The organism is Phenylobacterium sp., from assembly GCF_041919955.1.
Lineage (GTDB): Bacteria > Pseudomonadota > Alphaproteobacteria > Caulobacterales > Caulobacteraceae > Phenylobacterium.
This window is the reverse complement of record NZ_JAYRSU010000004.1, coordinates 136991-152298: the sequence shown is the minus strand read 5'-3', so window position 1 is coordinate 152298 and position 15308 is coordinate 136991. Positions and strand designations below refer to the sequence as shown.

General features: G+C 68.0%; 17 protein-coding genes and 1 pseudogene. 3 read left to right on the top strand and 15 right to left on the bottom strand.

Annotated elements, in window-relative coordinates; all coding sequences use genetic code 11:
- Window positions 1–2: 2 nt before the first annotated feature.
- From clpA to ACE3T2_RS05475, 4 genes are all read right to left on the bottom strand, one after another.
- The gene (gene clpA / locus ACE3T2_RS05490) at window positions 3–2321 is read right to left on the bottom strand and encodes an ATP-dependent Clp protease ATP-binding subunit ClpA (RefSeq protein WP_374655518.1); all 2319 of its coding nucleotides are present in this window, start codon (window positions 2319–2321) and stop codon (window positions 3–5) included.
- Between the two features lie 6 nt (window positions 2322–2327).
- Window positions 2328–2657 (bottom strand): ATP-dependent Clp protease adapter ClpS, encoded by a 330-nt coding sequence (gene clpS / locus ACE3T2_RS05485; RefSeq protein ID WP_374655516.1) that lies wholly within the window; start codon window positions 2655–2657, stop codon window positions 2328–2330.
- A 152-nt stretch (window positions 2658–2809) separates the two neighbouring features.
- Entirely contained in the window at window positions 2810–4078 is a 1269-nt protein-coding gene (locus ACE3T2_RS05480; protein WP_374655514.1) for a DNA polymerase IV, read from the bottom strand.
- Window positions 4075–4968, bottom strand: coding sequence for an ROK family protein (locus tag ACE3T2_RS05475; RefSeq protein WP_374655512.1), 894 nt, complete (start codon window positions 4966–4968; stop codon window positions 4075–4077). The genes ACE3T2_RS05480 and ACE3T2_RS05475 overlap by 4 nt, the downstream gene beginning before the upstream one ends.
- A 151-nt stretch (window positions 4969–5119) precedes the next feature.
- On the opposite strand from ACE3T2_RS05475, the gene ACE3T2_RS05470 reads away from it, so the two are divergent.
- Entirely contained in the window at window positions 5120–5824 is a 705-nt protein-coding gene (locus ACE3T2_RS05470; protein WP_374655510.1) for a YceI family protein, read from the top strand.
- Here the strand turns inward: ACE3T2_RS05470 and ACE3T2_RS05465 are convergent.
- Window positions 5821–6243 carry a GNAT family N-acetyltransferase gene (locus ACE3T2_RS05465; protein WP_374655508.1) on the bottom strand — a complete coding sequence of 141 codons (423 nt, stop codon included), beginning with the start codon at window positions 6241–6243 and terminating at the stop codon, window positions 5821–5823. The two genes, ACE3T2_RS05470 and ACE3T2_RS05465, sit on opposite strands and share 4 nt — an antisense overlap.
- A complete protein-coding gene (locus ACE3T2_RS05460) occupies window positions 6240–6911 on the bottom strand; it encodes a hypothetical protein (protein WP_374655506.1) in 672 nt (223 codons plus the stop codon). Before ACE3T2_RS05460 ends, ACE3T2_RS05465 begins: the two co-directional genes overlap by 4 nt.
- 109 nt (window positions 6912–7020) lie before the next feature.
- On the opposite strand from ACE3T2_RS05460, the gene ACE3T2_RS05455 reads away from it, so the two are divergent.
- Both ACE3T2_RS05455 and ACE3T2_RS05450 read left to right on the top strand, forming a co-directional pair.
- Window positions 7021–7386 (top strand): response regulator, encoded by a 366-nt coding sequence (locus ACE3T2_RS05455; protein WP_056734821.1) that lies wholly within the window; start codon window positions 7021–7023, stop codon window positions 7384–7386.
- A gap of 5 nt (window positions 7387–7391) precedes the next feature.
- Window positions 7392–8756, top strand: a complete 1365-nt coding sequence (locus tag ACE3T2_RS05450) for a PleD family two-component system response regulator (RefSeq protein WP_374655504.1) — start codon at window positions 7392–7394, stop codon at window positions 8754–8756.
- A 130-nt stretch (window positions 8757–8886) separates the two neighbouring features.
- On the opposite strand, the gene ACE3T2_RS05445 is transcribed toward ACE3T2_RS05450, so the two are convergent.
- The 9 genes and pseudogenes from ACE3T2_RS05445 to ACE3T2_RS05405 all read right to left on the bottom strand — a co-directional run bounded on the left by ACE3T2_RS05445 (window position 8887) and on the right by ACE3T2_RS05405 (window position 15244).
- A complete protein-coding gene (locus ACE3T2_RS05445; protein ID WP_374655502.1) occupies window positions 8887–9828 on the bottom strand; it encodes a hypothetical protein in 942 nt (313 codons plus the stop codon).
- A 75-nt stretch (window positions 9829–9903) separates the two neighbouring features.
- Window positions 9904–10275 carry a tRNA-binding protein gene (locus ACE3T2_RS05440; protein WP_374655500.1) on the bottom strand — a complete coding sequence of 124 codons (372 nt, stop codon included), beginning with the start codon at window positions 10273–10275 and terminating at the stop codon, window positions 9904–9906.
- Window positions 10268–11209 carry a DMT family transporter gene (locus ACE3T2_RS05435; protein ID WP_374655498.1) on the bottom strand — a complete coding sequence of 314 codons (942 nt, stop codon included), beginning with the start codon at window positions 11207–11209 and terminating at the stop codon, window positions 10268–10270. Before ACE3T2_RS05435 ends, ACE3T2_RS05440 begins: the two co-directional genes overlap by 8 nt.
- A gap of 43 nt (window positions 11210–11252) precedes the next feature.
- The gene (locus ACE3T2_RS05430; protein WP_374655496.1) at window positions 11253–12014 is read right to left on the bottom strand and encodes a helix-turn-helix domain-containing protein; all 762 of its coding nucleotides are present in this window, start codon (window positions 12012–12014) and stop codon (window positions 11253–11255) included.
- Between the two features lie 84 nt (window positions 12015–12098).
- Entirely contained in the window at window positions 12099–12266 is a 168-nt protein-coding gene (rpmG, locus tag ACE3T2_RS05425; RefSeq protein ID WP_056018215.1) for a 50S ribosomal protein L33, read from the bottom strand.
- Between the two features lie 110 nt (window positions 12267–12376).
- On the bottom strand, window positions 12377–13357 hold the full coding sequence (locus tag ACE3T2_RS05420) for an FAD:protein FMN transferase (RefSeq protein ID WP_374655494.1): 981 nt from the start codon (window positions 13355–13357) through the stop codon (window positions 12377–12379).
- The gene (locus ACE3T2_RS05415) at window positions 13357–14172 is read right to left on the bottom strand and encodes a DUF4198 domain-containing protein (protein ID WP_374655492.1); all 816 of its coding nucleotides are present in this window, start codon (window positions 14170–14172) and stop codon (window positions 13357–13359) included. The genes ACE3T2_RS05420 and ACE3T2_RS05415 overlap by 1 nt, the downstream gene beginning before the upstream one ends.
- Before the next feature lie 11 nt (window positions 14173–14183).
- Entirely contained in the window at window positions 14184–14699 is a 516-nt protein-coding gene (locus tag ACE3T2_RS05410) for a DUF2271 domain-containing protein (RefSeq protein WP_374655490.1), read from the bottom strand.
- A gap of 11 nt (window positions 14700–14710) precedes the next feature.
- Window positions 14711–15244 (bottom strand): annotated as a pseudogene (locus tag ACE3T2_RS05405) (PepSY-associated TM helix domain-containing protein).
- Window positions 15245–15308: the final 64 nt, after the last annotated feature.

The following is a 15308-nucleotide window of genomic DNA, read 5'->3' as shown; positions in this document are numbered from 1 at the left end:
GATCAGATCGCTGGTTCGGCGGCGTCCTCGGCCGGTTCCTCGATGACCGGCGCGCCAGGTTCGCGGTCGTCGCCCTCGATCTCGAAGCCCAGCTTGCTGTCCTTGAGCACCACCTTGACGTGGCCGCCCTTGACCAGCTTGCCGAACAGGATCTCGTCGGCCAGCGGCTTCTTGATGTGCTCCTGGATGACGCGGGCCAGCGGCCGGGCGCCGTAGAGCTCGTCAAAGCCGTTCTTCGCCAGCCAGTCGGCCGCTTCTTCCGACGTCTCGATGGTGACGTGACGATCGGCCAACTGGGCTTCCAGCTGCATGACGAACTTCTGGACGACCTGCCGGATGATCTCCTGCGTCAGCGGCTTGAACTGCACCACCGCATCGAGGCGGTTGCGGAATTCAGGCGTGAACAGGCGCTTCAGGGCCTCGTCGACCTCGTCGTCCTGCTTGCCGCGGCCGAAACCGATGGCGTTGCGCTGGGCGTCGGAGGCCCCCGCATTGGTGGTCATGATCAGGACCACGTTGCGGAAGTCGACCTTCTTGCCGTTGGCGTCGGTCAGGACGCCATGGTCCATGACCTGAAGCAGGATGTTGAAGACGTCCGGGTGGGCCTTCTCGATCTCGTCGAGCAGGACCACCGCGTGCGGATGCTGGTCGACCGCGTCCGTCAGCAGGCCGCCCTGGTCGAAGCCCACATAGCCGGGAGGGGCGCCGATCAGGCGGCTGACTGTATGGCGCTCCATGTACTCCGACATGTCGAAGCGCAGGAGCTCGATACCCATGGTCGAGGCCAGCTGTCGGGCGGTCTCGGTCTTGCCGGTGCCGGTCGGACCGGAGAACAGATAGCAGCCGATCGGCTTGTTGGCGTCGCGCAGGCCGGCCCGGGCCATCTTCATGGCCGCGCTGAGCTGCTCGATGGCGTCGTCCTGGCCGTAGACCGCCCGCTTCAGGTCGGTCTCCAGCTCCTTCAGCGCCACCGTGTCGGACTTCGACACCGACTTCGGCGGGATACGGGCGATCTTGGCGACGACGGCCTCGATCTCCTTCACGCCGATGGTCTTCTTCCGCTTGCCTTCAGGCAGCAGCATCTGGCTGGCGCCAGCCTCGTCGATGATGTCGATGGCCTTGTCCGGCAGCTTGCGGTCGGTGATGTACTTGGCCGAAAGCTCGACCGCCGCCTTGATGGCGTCGCCTGTATAGCGGAGCTTGTGGAACTCTTCGTAGTAGGTCTTCAGGCCCTTGAGGATCTTGATGGTGTCCTCGATCGTCGGCTCGTTGACGTCGATCTTCTGGAACCGGCGGACCAGGGCGCGATCCTTCTCGAAGTGCTGGCGGAACTCCTTGTAGGTCGTCGAGCCCATGCAGCGCAGAGTGCCCGAGGCCAGGGCCGGTTTCAGCAGGTTCGAGGCGTCCATGGCCCCGCCGCTGGTCGCGCCGGCGCCGATGACCGTGTGGATTTCGTCGATGAACAGGATCGCGTCGGGATGGTTCTCCAACTCCTTGACCACCTGCTTCACGCGTTCCTCGAAGTCGCCGCGATAGCGGGTGCCCGCCAGCAGCGAACCCATGTCCAGCGAGAAGATGGTCGCGCCTGCCAGCACCTCGGGAACCTGGTGACTGATGATCTTGCGGGCTAGGCCCTCGGCGATGGCGGTTTTGCCCACGCCGGGGTCGCCCACCAGCAGCGGGTTGTTCTTCGTCCGCCGACAAAGGATCTGAATGCAGCGTTCGACTTCGGCCGCGCGGCCGATCAGCGGATCGACCTTGCCCTGCTTGGCCTTCTCGTTGAGGTTCACGCAGTAGGCTTCGAGCGCTTCGCCGCCGGTCTTCACCGCCGGCTTGTCCTCGTCCTCGGCGCCCTTGACGGTCTTGGGGGCGTCTGCGCCCGCCTTCTTGGCGATGCCGTGGGCGATGTAGTTCACCGCGTCGTACCGCGTCATGTCCTGCTCCTGCAGGAAGTAGGCGGCATGGCTCTCGCGCTCGGAGAAGATCGCCACGAGCACGTTGGCTCCGGTCACTTCCTCGCGGCCCGAGGACTGGACGTGGATGACGGCGCGTTGGATCACGCGCTGGAATGACGAGGTCGGCTTGGCGTCCTCGCCGTCGTCGACGACCAGCGAGCGCAGCTCGTTGTCGACATAGTTGGTGAGCGTGGTGCGGAGGGCCGCAAGATCCACGTCGCACGCGCGCATCACACCGGCCGAGTCCTCATCGTCGATGAGGGCGAGCAGCAGGTGCTCCAGCGTCGCGTATTCGTGCTTTCGCTGATTTGCGAACGCCACCGCGCGGTGGAGGGATTCTTCAAGTTGGCGCGAGAATGACGGCACTGGGCCTCAATCCTTTTCCATGGTGCACTGCAGAGGGTGTTGATGCCTGCGCGCAGTTTCGACGACCTGGGCCACCTTCGTTTCCGCTACTTCGTACGTGAACACACCGCACACCCCCACGCCATGTTGGTGGACATGCAGCATGATCCGCGTCGCATCTTCGCGCGATTTGTTGAAGTATTGTTCAAGCACGTAGACGACGAATTCCATCGGCGTGTAATCATCGTTGAGGATGAGCACGCGATACATCGACGGCTTCTGCGTCTTCGGCTTGGTCTGAGTGATGACCGCCGAGCGGACGCCCGTATCTTGATCACCTTGCTTTCGCTCGGCCATCGCACAGGTCTCCTGAGGGCAGGCGCCCTCCGCTACTAAGGATTAGATATGGAAAAGGATGCGGTATGGAAGGGTTGAAATGCCCCTGCGGCGTTCCAACTGCGTCATCCGCGTGTTTTTGTCACGCCCGACGCTAGGGAACGCGGCGACGTTCAATCGTCGGGCGTGCGTTTCGCGCCCAGCGCGCGCCCCGAAGTGACCGCTCCGGGGCCGAATCGCGCCCGTAACCTATCCACTGTCTGCTCTTCCACCAGGGCCTTGCGTTCGGCGCCTGCGAAAAGATCGTGCTCCACGCTGGCCGCGTCCATCAGCTCGGCCAGTCCCACGCCGATCAGCCGCCAGGGCCGCCCGCCGGCCTCCTTGGCCAGCAGTTCGCGCGCGACGGCGAACAGGGTCTTGGCGGTCTGAGTCGGAACGGGCAGGGCGCGGCGGCGGGTGATGATCTTGAAGTCGGTGCGCCGCAGCTTGAGCGTCACCACCCGCCCGGCCACGCCAGCAGCCCTCGCCTGGCGCGCCACCCGCTCGCACAGCGGGGCCAGCTTGTCCTCGAGGTCCGCCAGGGCCGACAGATCCTCGTTGAAGGTGGTCTCGGCGCTGATCCCCTTGCGCTCTTCGTGGGGATTGACCTTCCGGTTGTCGCGGGCGTGGGCCAGCTCGTGCAGGCGCATCCCGTGCACGCCGAACCGCGTCGCCAGCAGCTTCAGGTCGGCGCGGGCGATGTCCCCGACTTTCGAGAAGCCCGCACCCTCCAGCGATTTCACCATGGCAGGGCCGACGCCCGGTATGATCCCCACCGGTTTGCCGGCCAGGAAGCTTTGAGCCTCGGCCGCTCCGATCACCGAGAAGCCGCGTGGCTTGTCTAGATCCGAAGCGATCTTGGCGAGGAACTTGTTGGGCGCCAGCCCGATGGAGACCGTGATTCCGACCTCGGTCTCGATCCGGGCTTGCAGCCGCATCAGGGTCTCGGCGGGCGGCGCGCCGTGCAGGCGCTCGGTGCCCGACAGGTCCAGCCAGGCTTCGTCCAGCGACAGAGGTTGCACCAGGGGCGTGAGGTCGCGCACCATCTCCATGATCCGCCGGCTCTCGGTGCGGTACTTGGTGAAGTCGGGCTTCAGGATCACCGCCTGCGGGCAGAGCTGGCGCGCCTTGAACATCGGCATGGCCGAGCGCACGCCGCTGATGCGGGCGATGTAGCAGCAGGTCGTGACCACGCCGCGCTTGCCGCCGCCGACGATGACCGCCTGGTCGCGCAGTTCGGGCCGGTCGCGCTTCTCCACCGAGGCGTAGAAGGCGTCGCAATCCATGTGGGCGATGGAGAGCTGCTCCAGCTCGGCGTGAACGACGACTCGCGGCGAGCCGCAGGCCGGGCAACGGCGTTCGAACGCGCCGCGCCGGAAGCAGTCGCGGCAGAGCGCGCTCACGGCTCCAGCGGCCACAGCCAGGCCGCGCCGCGCACGCCCGACGAGTCGCCGTGCATGGCCGGCCGCACCGGCGTCTCAAAGACGTCGGAAAACACTAGCGGGGCGATGGCTCCCGGCAGGCGCTCGTACAACTCCCCGACATTCGACATTCCGCCGCCCAGGATGATGACGTCGGGGTCCAGCACGTCGCAGACTACGGCCAGTCCTCGGGCCAGCCGGCCGACGTAGCGGTCCAGGGTTGCGGCAGCGGCGCGGTCGCCCTGGCGCGCGGCGGCGATGATCTGCTCCCCGCTCAGGCCTCCGCCATGGTCCTTGGAGAAGCCGGTGCCCGACACCCACAGCTCCATGCAGCCGCGCCGCCCGCACCAGCAGGACGGGCCCGGATGCTCGGCCATGGCCGGCCAGGGCAGGGGCATGTGGCCCCATTCGCCCGCGAAGCCGTTGCGGCCCTCCAGGATCCGCCGGCCGACCGTGACGCCCGCCCCGCATCCTGTGCCGAGAATGAGGGCCAGCACCACCTCGCAGTCCGCCCCGGCGCCGTCCATGGCCTCGGACAGCGCCAGGCAGTTGGCGTCGTTGGCGTAGCGCACCGGCCGCTCCAGAATCCGTTCGAGGTCGGCCGGGAAGGGCCGCTCGTTCAGCTCGGTGGAGTTGGCGTTGCGCATGAGGCCGCTGGAGGGCGAGGGAGAGCCCGGCCCGCCCACGCCGACGCGGGCGGCCCGCACGCCTGCCTGGCGTTCGGCCTCCAGCACGATCTCGCGCGTCGCCTCTAGCCCGGCCTGGTATTCTCTGGGGGAGGGGCCGCGCACGCGCGCGACGAACCTTCCGTCGGCGTCCAGCGCCGCCGCCTCGATCTTGGTGCCCCCGAAGTCCACGCCGATCCGGATCATCGGATCATGGTTTGTTCCGTTTCGCGGGCGAGTTCAACACTCACCTGGCGGGCGTCTGAAAAAGTGGTGGCCATTTGCAATCGGTCGGTGCAACGCTGGGTGAGGGCCGGCCCAGTCCCCCGTGGGCGCGGCGTATCCAAGGATGAGACGCATGAAGAGAGTTGCTTGGGCCTTCGCGGCCCTGACCGTCGCCGCCTGCTCGCAGCAGCCGGCCGGCAAGGCTCCCGAAGCCAAGACCGCCGAAACGGCGGCGACGCCGGCCGCCGCGGCCGCGCCCAACACCGCGCCGGCCGGCGCCTACAAGATTGACAAGACCCACGCCAGCGTGACCTTCAGGGTCAACCATCTGGGCATGTCCAACTACACCGCGCGCTTCACCGGCATCGACGGCGCGCTGCAGTTCGACCCGGCAAACCCGACCGCCATGAGCGTCGAGGCCAGCGTCGACACCAAGTCGATCGAGACCGACTATCCGAACAGCGACGTGAACTTCGACGCCGAGCTGGCGGGCGCCAAGTGGCTGGACGCGGGCCAGTTCCCGAAGATCACCTTCAAGTCGACCAAGGTCGAGACCACCGGACCGAACACCGCCAAGGTCACCGGCGACTTCACCCTCCATGGCGTGACCAAGCCCTTGATCCTGGATGTCACCTTCAACGGCGGCTACGCTTCGGCGGCGATGGACCCCAACCCGCGCATCGGCTTCTCGGCCACCGGCAAGATCAAGCGTTCGGAATTCGGCCTCGGCTTCGGCGTCCCGGCCCCTGGCTCGACCTTCGGCGTCGGCGACGACGTCTCGATCATTATCGAGGCCGAGTTCACGGGCGCTGCGCCGGCCGCCAAGCCGGCCGCCTAAAGCGCGTATTCGTACATGACGATCGGGATGGGGGCCGCGCCGCCGGCCTCATAGAAACCGCGCCCCTCGGCGTTGCTCGGTTCGGTCCCCACCCAGGCCTCCTCGCAGCCCAGCTCGCGCCCCCAGGCGAACATCGCCTGGACCAGGCGCGAGGCGACGGCCCGGCGCCTGAAGGCTTCGGCCACGCCCAGGTTGTCGATGTAGAGCTCGGTCGGCCGGTCGACGTGGCGGTGGATGACCGCCTGGCACTGGCCGATCACCCGGCCGCCTGCAAACGCGACCGTCATCAGGTGACCTGGCTGCGCGATATAGGCGGCCAACCGCGCCGGATCGACGACATCGTCGAAGACGTCGTCCGCCACCGTGTCCAACAGGCCGGCGTTGGCCTCGTCCAGCCGCAGGATCGCGATCTCGCTCACGTCAGTACAGCCGCCTCTATGGCTGCGCGCAGGTCATACCAGTCGTCGATGCGGGGGTGCCGCTCAGGCGCAGTGGGGGCGAGCGGCTGCAGGCGCGGGTCGGCCACCATCTGGAAGCGGCTGACGGCCGGAGCGCTTTCGGCGACGGAGTCGAGGTTGGGGATCAGGTCGTCGATGAAAGCGGCGGGCGCCCGCACTTGGGCGACCATGCCGGCGGCGACCGGCCCCTTGGGCCCGGAATTCAGCACCAGCGGATAGTCCAGCCCGTGCCGCCCTAGCCAGCGGGCCCGCGCCAGCCGCCCCGCCCCCGGCGCGTTGGTCAGGATGACCACGCTGGCGCGTTGCGAGAGCGCGCGCAGCGCCTCCACTCCGCCCGGCGCCGGCTCCATGTCGCCGCAGCCGAGGCGAAAGAAGTCGTCGAAGTGCGTCTTGCCCTCTTCGATCGCCAGGTGCTGGTCCTCGCCGGGGCGATAGATGTTCTGGAACAGAGCGAAGCGATCGACGCGGAACTCCAGTCCCCGCCCTTCGAGGAACCGGCCGAAGCCCTGCATGAACAGGCCCAGCACCTCGTCCACGTCGACAAGCACCAGCGGCCGCGACCGGTCGACGCCCATGTCGGTGAGATTGGGCGGCCTGGGCGGTGCGGACGGGGAGGGAGATGACGCCAACTGAACCTCCGATCGCGACTAACGCGAGTTTAAGGATATCCGTGGGATTAACGATCCAAAGGTGGGGTCGGCGGTCGATTCGCAGGCTCGAAGCATCGTCGAGACGAAAATGGCCAAGAAGGTCCTCATCGTCGAGGATAACGAGCTGAACATGAAACTCTTTCATGATCTGCTCGATGCCCAAGGCTACGAGACTCTGCAGACCCGTGAAGGACTGCAAGCGCTTGCGCTTGCGCGCGAGCATCGTCCCGATCTGATTTTGATGGATATTCAGCTGCCCGAGATCTCCGGCCTGGAGGTCACCAAGTGGCTGAAGGAGGACGACGAGCTGGCCGGGATTCCGGTCGTCGCCGTCACCGCCTTCGCGATGAAGGGCGACGAGGAACGCATCCGCGAAGGCGGTTGCGAAGCCTACATCTCGAAACCTATTTCAGTGTCGCACTTTCTCGATACGATCCGGCGTCTATTGAGCTAGTCCACATGTCCGCGCGCATCCTCGTCGTCGACGATATCGAAGCCAATGTCCGCTTGCTCGAAGCCAAGCTGACGGCCGAGTACTACGAGGTCCTCACGGCCAGCGATGGCCCGACCGCGCTTGCCATCGCCGCGCAGGAAAAGCCCGACATCGTCCTGCTGGACGTGATGATGCCCGGGATGGACGGCTTCCAGGTGTGCCGGCGGCTCAAGGACGACCCCGAGACGCGCCACGTGCCGGTGGTCCTGGTCACAGCCCTCGATGGTCGGGCGGACCGGATCGCGGGGCTGGAGGCGGGCGCCGACGAATTCCTGACCAAGCCCATCGACGACGTCATGCTGTTCGCCCGCGTACGCAGCCTGACGCGCCTCAAGATGGTGATCGACGAACTGCGCACGCGTGAAGCCTCCGGACGTCGCATCGGCGTCATCGCCGGCGCCGCCTCGCGCCTGGGCGGAACCGGGGGGCGGGTGCTGATCGTCGATGATCACGATCGCCAGGCCCAGCGCGTCGCCGCCGAGCTGGCTATTGAGCACCGTCCGGTGGTCGAGGGCGACGTGGAAAAGGCGCTTATGACGGCCAAGGGGCCGGTCGACCTGATCATCGTCAACGCCACCGCCCGTGGCTTCGACGGTCTGCGGTTCGCCGCCCAGCTGCGGTCGGACGAGGCGACGCGCCACCTGCCGGTCCTGGCGGTGGTGGACTTCGACGAACGGGCGCGGCTGGTGAAGGCGCTGGAAATCGGCGTCAACGACATCCTGCCCAAGCCGATCGACCCGCAGGAACTGGCCGCGCGCGCCCGCACCCAGATTCGGCGCAAGCGCTACACCGACTATCTGCGCGACAATCTCGACCATTCGCTCGAGCTGGCGGTCACCGACCAACTCACCGGGCTGCACAACCGGCGCTATATGGTCGGCCAGCTGGAGGCGCTGGTGCGCCGGGCGGCGCACGGCGGCGACCAGGTCGCTTGCTTGCTGATCGACATCGACCACTTCAAGAAGATCAATGACGGCTACGGCCACGACGTCGGCGACGAGGTGCTGCGCGAGTTCGCGGTGCGCCTGGCCTCCAACGTCCGCGCTGTCGACCTGCCGTGCCGCTACGGCGGCGAAGAGTTTGTCGTGGTGATGCCCGACACCAAGCTGGAAGACGCCGAACGCATCGCCGAGCGGATCCGCCTGCACGTTTCCGGCTCGCCATTCCGGGTTATGGGCGGCGCCGAACTGCTCAGCGTCACCATATCGGTTGGCGTCGCCGCGACCCTGGGCGAGGGCGACCGCCCAGAAACCCTGCTCAAGCGCGCCGATGAAGGCGTCTACGAGGCCAAGGCCCAGGGCCGCAACAAGGTCGTCGCCCGGGCGGCGTGACGGCGCTTCCCAGCCAAGCTTGCCCGCGTTGGGGCAAACGATGTTCTAGGCATCCGCATGGCTTGCGGTCTCGATCTGTCGCTGCTTTCGCACGAACAGGCGGACAAGAGCCGCGCCGCCCGCGGCAGGGTCACGGCGTCCGGTACTCGGCGCCGACCCTCAACCCGTAGGTTGCCTGGATCCACGACGGCACGTTTGGATCCAGAGCCAGCGCCTTGGTGCGGTCGCGGCGGCTGGCGGCCTGATCGCCGCGCAGCGCCAAGATCAGGCCGCGCGCGAACAGCGCGCGCGCATTGTCGGGTTCCTTGGCGACCACCGCTTCGAAGTCGGACATCGCGGCGGCCTGCTTGCCGATGATCAGGTTCAGGAAGGCCCGGTCGAGCCGCACCGACGCCGTGTCGGAGTTCAGCCGGACCGCGCGGTCGCAGTCCTGCGGGCTCTGGTCACGCCAGGTTCCGCGCGCCGCGGCGTTGCAGACCCAGGCCCAGGCCGCGCCGTCCTCGGGCCGCTTGTCGGCGATTTCGGCATAGCCCTGCGGCATCGACTGCATCTCGCGCTGGGCGGCGCGGAAGCCCTGATAGGTCCGGCCTTTCAGGGCGGCGGCGCCGGCGCAGATCATGCCTGCCTCGACCTCCTCGGTATCGATCAGCCGCCCCCTGCGCCCCGAATAGAGCGTCTTGGTCGAGGTCAGCCGCCCGTCGTGGTCGAACAGGCCGACCTTGCCGTCGAAGACGCGCTGACGTCCGCAGTCGAAGGTCTTGCGTTGGATGATCATCGCCGACTTTGCTTCGAGCCCGGTCGGCGACTTGCCGATGAGCACGACCGTGGCCTCCGCGCCGGTCGGCGTCGGCTTCAACTCGTCCAGGACCAGGAGTCGCGCTTCAGTGACGCCTTCACGGACCAGCAACAGGCGCCCTTCGGGCGCGCGGGGCGTATAGGCGGCGATCGCCGCGTCGGCCTTGGCTGCGTTCTGGGCGTCCCGCCACAGCCACGCGCCGCCTGCGACGATTGCGATGGCTCCGATCCCCAGCCCGATGGGAAGCCCGATGTTCGGGCGCGTCTTCTTCGCCATGTCCGTTTCCCCTAAGGCGATCCCGCCGCCCTTGGGAAACCATAGTGAAGCTTGATTTGCTACGCCAGGTGGTAACTACGCCAGCCGCGCGCCGTCCGGGACCTCGCCCGTCGGCGCGGCCAGCACGATCCGGCCCTGGGCGTCGGGAAAGCCGAGCACCAGCACCTCCGAGCGCATCGGCCCGATCTGCCGCGGCGGGAAATTGACGACCGCCATCACCTTGCGCCCAACCAGATCGTCTCGGCCGTAGAGGTCGGTGATCTGCGCCGAACTCTTTCTGACGCCGACGGCGGGACCGAAATCGATGGCCAGGCGCCACGCCGGCTTGCGGGCTTCGGGGAACGGCTCGACCGCGATCACCGTGCCGGCGCGGATGTCGACCTTGGCGAAGTCGTCATAGGAGGTCTGGTCGGCGGGCGGCGCGTCTGGGCTGTCGATCCTATGCATGGGCGTGCTCGGGCTTGCGGTGGGCGGAGACGCAGGTCAGCACGCTGGCCAGCATCAGAGCGATGGCTGCGCCTTCGGCCGGGGTGGGGGCGCGGCGCTCCCACAGGAAGCCGTAGGCCAGGGCGAAGAGAGTCTCGAACACGATCATTTGGCCGACCAGGGTCATGGGCAGCAGGCGGCTGGCGCGGTTCCACAGGGCGTTGCCGATGATCGAGGCGAAGATCGCGACGCCCGCCGAGACGGCCAGGAAGCGCATCCAGGCCTGGGCTTCGTGTCCCCACCGCGTGATGACCAGGGCGGCGATCGCCAGAACCAGCGCCTGGGCGCCGGTCGCCACGCCGGTCAGAAGGCTCCAGTCGCCGGCCGAGACATCCTTCAGCCGGGTCAGCCAACGGCCGTTCAGCACGGCGTAGGCCGTCCAGCTGGCCAGGGCCCCGGCTGCGCAGAGGAAGCCGAGCACGGCTTGTGGGTGAGCTCCCTCGGCGGCGCTGCGCAGCGACTGCCAGCCGATGCAGGCCACCGCGGCGGCGCCCAGGATAAGAGAGGGCGCCAGGCGGCGCAGGCGCAGGGCGCCATGGTCGAAGCTGCCGATGGTCGTCACCGCTACCGGCAGGAAGCCGATCACCACCGAGGTCATGGCCACTCCGCCCATCTGCACGCCGAACGCCAGCAGGACATAGTAAAGCGTGTTGCCGAGCAGGCTGAGGCCGCTGAGCGCCAGCCATTCGCGCCGGCCGACATGGGCGGCGACCTTGCGCCAGCGCGGCGCCAGCAAGGCCAGGGCGAACACGCCGTAGGCCAGATAACGCCCGGCGGCCAGCTCCAGCGGCGAGAAGTCCGAGGCCAGTTCCGGCGCCAGGAAGACAAGGCCCCAGAAGGCGCCGGCCAGCAGGCCGCAGCCGATCCCCAGCCAGATGTTCCGTTGCGCGCTCATCCCGCCCCAATGCCACGGCTGGCGGCGCCTGTCTTGACGCGGGCTATCGCGGCTTTGACGCCGTCTCCTGCGCGCGCCGCCGATAGGCGCCCGGGCTCAGCTCGCCGGCCTCGCGCATCGCCCGCGTGAGGGCGCTCTGGTCGCTGTAGCCCGTGCGGTGAGCGATCTCGGCGATCGACAGCGGCGAGGCCGCCAGCCAGCGCCGCGCGCGGTCCAGGCGCTGCTGCCCCAGCCACGCTCGCGGGGTGGCGCCGAGGCGCTCGCGGAACACCGCATGCAGGCGGCTGACGCTCATCCCCGCTTCTCGGGCCATGCGCGCCACGGTCCAGTCCTGGCCCGGCTCGGCCTCGACCATCGCCTGCATCCTGGCCAGGCGGGCGCCGGGGCCCGGCGCAGGCGCGTGGGCGAGGGCGTCCAGCATCAGCGGCGTCCAGAGCGCCACCAGTGAACGGTCGGCCCGGCCTTCATCCAGCAGGCAGCCCATATAGTCGATGAGCTTCCCGGCGGTCGGCGTCAGGGTGATGTAGGGGCGCTCGCTCAGGCGCTCGCGCAACTCGGGCGCGGCGACGTAGAGGTCGATATCGACGATCACCGAGCGGTTGGGCAGCTCGCTCATCGTCCAGTGCGGCAGGCCTGCCCGGACGAACGCGGCGCGTCCCGTATCGAGCCGGCCCGCGCGTCCGAAGATGTCGAGGTCGAGCGCGCCGTTCAGCGGCAGGACGAGTTGGTCGAAGTCGTGCTGGTCCGCGCCGCGATCCTCGCGATAGCTGCGGATGTCGAGATTGAGCGGGGCGGCGGGCGGCATGGGAGCAATATAGTGCGGCCCAACGAAAAACGCCCGGCCATGGCGGGCCGGGCGTTCAGACAGACTGGAGAGTCTGCGGAAGGCTTATTTGATCTTGCCTTCCTTGAATTCGACGTGCTTCCGCACGACCGGGTCGTACTTCATCATGACCAGCTTTTCGGTCTTGGTGCGGGCGTTCTTCTTGGTGACGTAGAAGTAGCCGGTGTCCGCAGACGAGTTCAGGCGGATCTTGATGGAAGCGGGCTTCGCCATGGTCGGTCCTCGGGGCCGGGCGGGCCGGCAGGTGTTCGAAAGAGCCGCGGACAATACGAATCCGCGCCCCAAAGTCAATGCGACCTTGGGAAAAACCTTAAAGTCCTTGTTCAGCCGATCATCTCGGCCAAGCGTGGGCTTAGGATCTCGCCGTCTTCAACCAGGAAATAGGCCGCAACGCCATGGGTTTGAGCGAAGGCCGGGCCGTCCTGCGGCCCCAGCACGCCCAGGACCGTGCAGAGGGCGTCGGCGTCGATGCAGTTCTCGCCGATCACCGTAACCGCCCGCAGGTCGTAGTCGACCGGGACTCCGGTTCGCGGGTCGAGGGTGTGGGCATAGCGGCGACCGTCATAGGTGAAGCTGCGGCGATAGTCGCCTGAGCTGGCGATGGAAAGTCCGTGCAGGGCGACGCGTAGGCCCCCGCCCGGCAGCGGTGCGCCGGGCGGGGCCTCGACATCTGTCCACCAGGGCTGACCGTCAGGTTTCACACCCTGGCCTCGCAGCTCGCCGCCGATATCGACCAGGTGATGGCGCAGGCCGAGCGCGGTCAGGGCGCGCGAGATCTCGTCGACCGCGAAGCCCTTGGCGATGCCCGAGAAATCGAGCGCCAGCCCGCCGGGCTGATAGGCGCGTGCGCCCTCGACCGCCAGCCGATCCCAGCCGCACGCCGCCAGGGCCTTGCCGATGTCGGTTTGGGGAGGCGACGCCTCGATCGCGCCGGCCGGGCCAAAGCCCCAGAGGTCGACCAGGCGACCGGCGGTGGGATCGAAGGCCCCGCCGCTGAGCTGCGCCCAATACAGGCTCCGCGCCAGCACATGGGCGAAGGCCGGCGGCATGTCGATCCAACCGCCGGCGGGCAGGGCGTTGAAGCGGCTGATGTCCGAAGCCGGCTCCCAGGTGCTCATCTGGCCGACGATGCGATTCAGCAGGCCCTGCACCTGCGCCTGGACCCCGGATGTGTCGAAGCCGTCGGGTGTCGCCGCCGTGACGGTCCAGGCGACGCCCATGGTGGGGCCGCCGAAGCGCGCCAGGACGCCGCCGGGCGCGCGTACTGTCTCCGGTGACACGTTCAGCGGGACGGCGACCCGCATCAGTCGGGCAGGACCTCCAGGGTCGTGACGTACGAAGCGCTGCGTTCGGCGTTCGGGATCGTGCTTGCGCCGCCGCGGGCCGAGGCTTCCAGCCAATACATGCCGGCCGCTGGCCACTTGACGGTGAAGGCGCCGGTCGCGTCGGTCTTCAGCTTCAGCTCTGCGGCCTTGGCATAGCGGCTGCCGCCCTGCACGACCTCGACCTCGACATTGGCCGCCGGCTTGCCGTCCAGCACCAGCTTGAAGGTCGCCGGCTCGCTGGCCACCAGGTCGTTCGGGTGGGTGACCGGCTCCAGCTCCAGGCCGCGGCCGGTCGGCTTCAGGGCGTCCTTGGTCGGCGCGCCGCGGGTGGCGAAGGTTTCGACCCGGCGGGCGTTCTCGGTGATCTTGACCTCGGTGGCCTCCTTCGGGATCGCCGTGGCCAGTTCGGCGGCGCTGCCGCGCCAGCGCTTGGTCTCGGAGCCCAGCTTATAGGAGGCGCCGACGCCTTCTCCGATATTGGCGATCTTATAGGTGCCCGGCTGGGCCAGCTGCACGTCGAAGGTGCTGCGGTACTTGCCGGTCGAGGCGTTCTTGATCTCGCCCTTCGAGCCGTCGGGATTGATCACGGTGATCGCGTCCGTGCGCATCGGCACATGGTCGACATAGAAAAGGTCGTTGGAGACGGCGGCGTCCACCGTGATCCACGGGTCGTTCCCCGACAGCACGGTGGCCGAGGGCAGCAGCCACTGGCGGTGGGCGCTGGCGGCCGCCGGAATGGCGAGGGCGGCGATCACGGAGACGGCGGCGAGCGCGCCGCGGCGGACGAAGGTCATGGCAGGCATCCTTACGGCTTGACGGTGACGCTCATGGCGCCGAGTTCGCTGGTTCCCTTGGCGGACGAGGTGGCCGGCGCCTTGGGCGGCCATTGGAACGGGGCGCGCAGCACCTCGGTCCCGCCGACTTCGCGCGCCGCCTCGACGACCAGATTGTACTGGCCGGCGGGCAGGTTCCCCAGCGGAGCCGAGCCGCCCTTGAACACGACCTGGTGCTTGCCCGGCGCGCGGGTCGCGCCGCTGACGCCGTCGGCCGGCAGGGTCATGTCGCGGCCGGCCCGGCGCCACCACTGGCGCATGTCCTTCAGCCACTTCTGGCCTTCCTGGTTCTTCAGCTTCACGTCGTACCAGACCGCCAGGGTCTTCACGGCGGCCTTGTCCTGGGTCTCGATCCACACGGCCACGTAGGGGCGATGGTACTCGGCCACGCTCAGGCGCGGAATCTCGAGCGAGAGCTGCAGGTCCGCCGCCATGGCCGGGCTCGCCATGAGGCCGGTGAACGCGGCGGTGTAGATCGGCAGGCGCATGGGCTCTCCGGTCAATGAATGAACAGAAGGACGAGGATCAGCGGGATGACCAGACCGGCGCCGACGAGGGGCCAGGTGATCTTCCGGGCGTGGGAATGGAGCTGCAGCAGGACCAGGCCGGTCACGCAGAACACCACGCAGCCGATGGCGAAGACGTCGAGAAACAGGCTCCAGGCCGCGCCGGTGTTGCGGCCCTTGTGAAGGTCGTTGAGGTAGGCCAGCAGGCCGCGGTCGGTGGTCTCGTGGGTCACCGCGCCCGTCTCGGCGTCGAAGGTCACCCAGCCGTCGCCGCCCGGGCGGGGCAGGGCGACATAGCCCTCGGCGTCAGTCCATTCGACCGCCGCGCCTTTCGGCGCCTTGGCGTCCACTTCCTTGGCGAGCCAGGCGCGGACCTCGTCGGGCAACGGCCCCTGCTTTTCCTGGGCGGCCTTGGCCAGCGTCATCAGCGGCGCTGGCAGCTGGCCCTAGACCTCGACCGTCTTCGGCCGGGCCTCGATGGCCCCGGCGTGGTTCAGGGTGATGCCGGTGACGGCGAACAGCAGCATGCCGACCAGGCAGATCGCCGCGCTGATCCAGTGCCACTGGACCATCTGGCGCATGAACGCCGCG

Excerpts from the sequence above, each read along its gene's own strand:
- clpS (WP_374655516.1), bottom strand. The coding sequence starts at position 2,657 with ATGGCCGAGCGAAAGCAAGGTGATCAAGATACGGGCGTCCGCTCGGCG.
- ACE3T2_RS05455 (WP_056734821.1), top strand. The coding sequence starts at position 7,021 with ATGGCCAAGAAGGTCCTCATCGTCGAGGATAACGAGCTGAACATGAAA.
- ACE3T2_RS05475 (WP_374655512.1), bottom strand. The coding sequence starts at position 4,968 with ATGATCCGGATCGGCGTGGACTTCGGGGGCACCAAGATCGAGGCGGCG.
- ACE3T2_RS05430 (WP_374655496.1), bottom strand. The coding sequence starts at position 12,014 with ATGCCGCCCGCCGCCCCGCTCAATCTCGACATCCGCAGCTATCGCGAG.
- ACE3T2_RS05440 (WP_374655500.1), bottom strand. The coding sequence starts at position 10,275 with ATGCATAGGATCGACAGCCCAGACGCGCCGCCCGCCGACCAGACCTCC.
- rpmG (WP_056018215.1), bottom strand. The coding sequence starts at position 12,266 with ATGGCGAAGCCCGCTTCCATCAAGATCCGCCTGAACTCGTCTGCGGAC.
- ACE3T2_RS05470 (WP_374655510.1), top strand. The coding sequence starts at position 5,120 with ATGAAGAGAGTTGCTTGGGCCTTCGCGGCCCTGACCGTCGCCGCCTGC.
- ACE3T2_RS05435 (WP_374655498.1), bottom strand. The coding sequence starts at position 11,209 with ATGAGCGCGCAACGGAACATCTGGCTGGGGATCGGCTGCGGCCTGCTG.
- ACE3T2_RS05445 (WP_374655502.1), bottom strand. The coding sequence starts at position 9,828 with ATGGCGAAGAAGACGCGCCCGAACATCGGGCTTCCCATCGGGCTGGGG.
- ACE3T2_RS05420 (WP_374655494.1), bottom strand. The coding sequence starts at position 13,357 with ATGCGGGTCGCCGTCCCGCTGAACGTGTCACCGGAGACAGTACGCGCG.
- ACE3T2_RS05410 (WP_374655490.1), bottom strand. The coding sequence starts at position 14,699 with ATGCGCCTGCCGATCTACACCGCCGCGTTCACCGGCCTCATGGCGAGC.
- ACE3T2_RS05450 (WP_374655504.1), top strand. The coding sequence starts at position 7,392 with ATGTCCGCGCGCATCCTCGTCGTCGACGATATCGAAGCCAATGTCCGC.
- ACE3T2_RS05415 (WP_374655492.1), bottom strand. The coding sequence starts at position 14,172 with ATGACCTTCGTCCGCCGCGGCGCGCTCGCCGCCGTCTCCGTGATCGCC.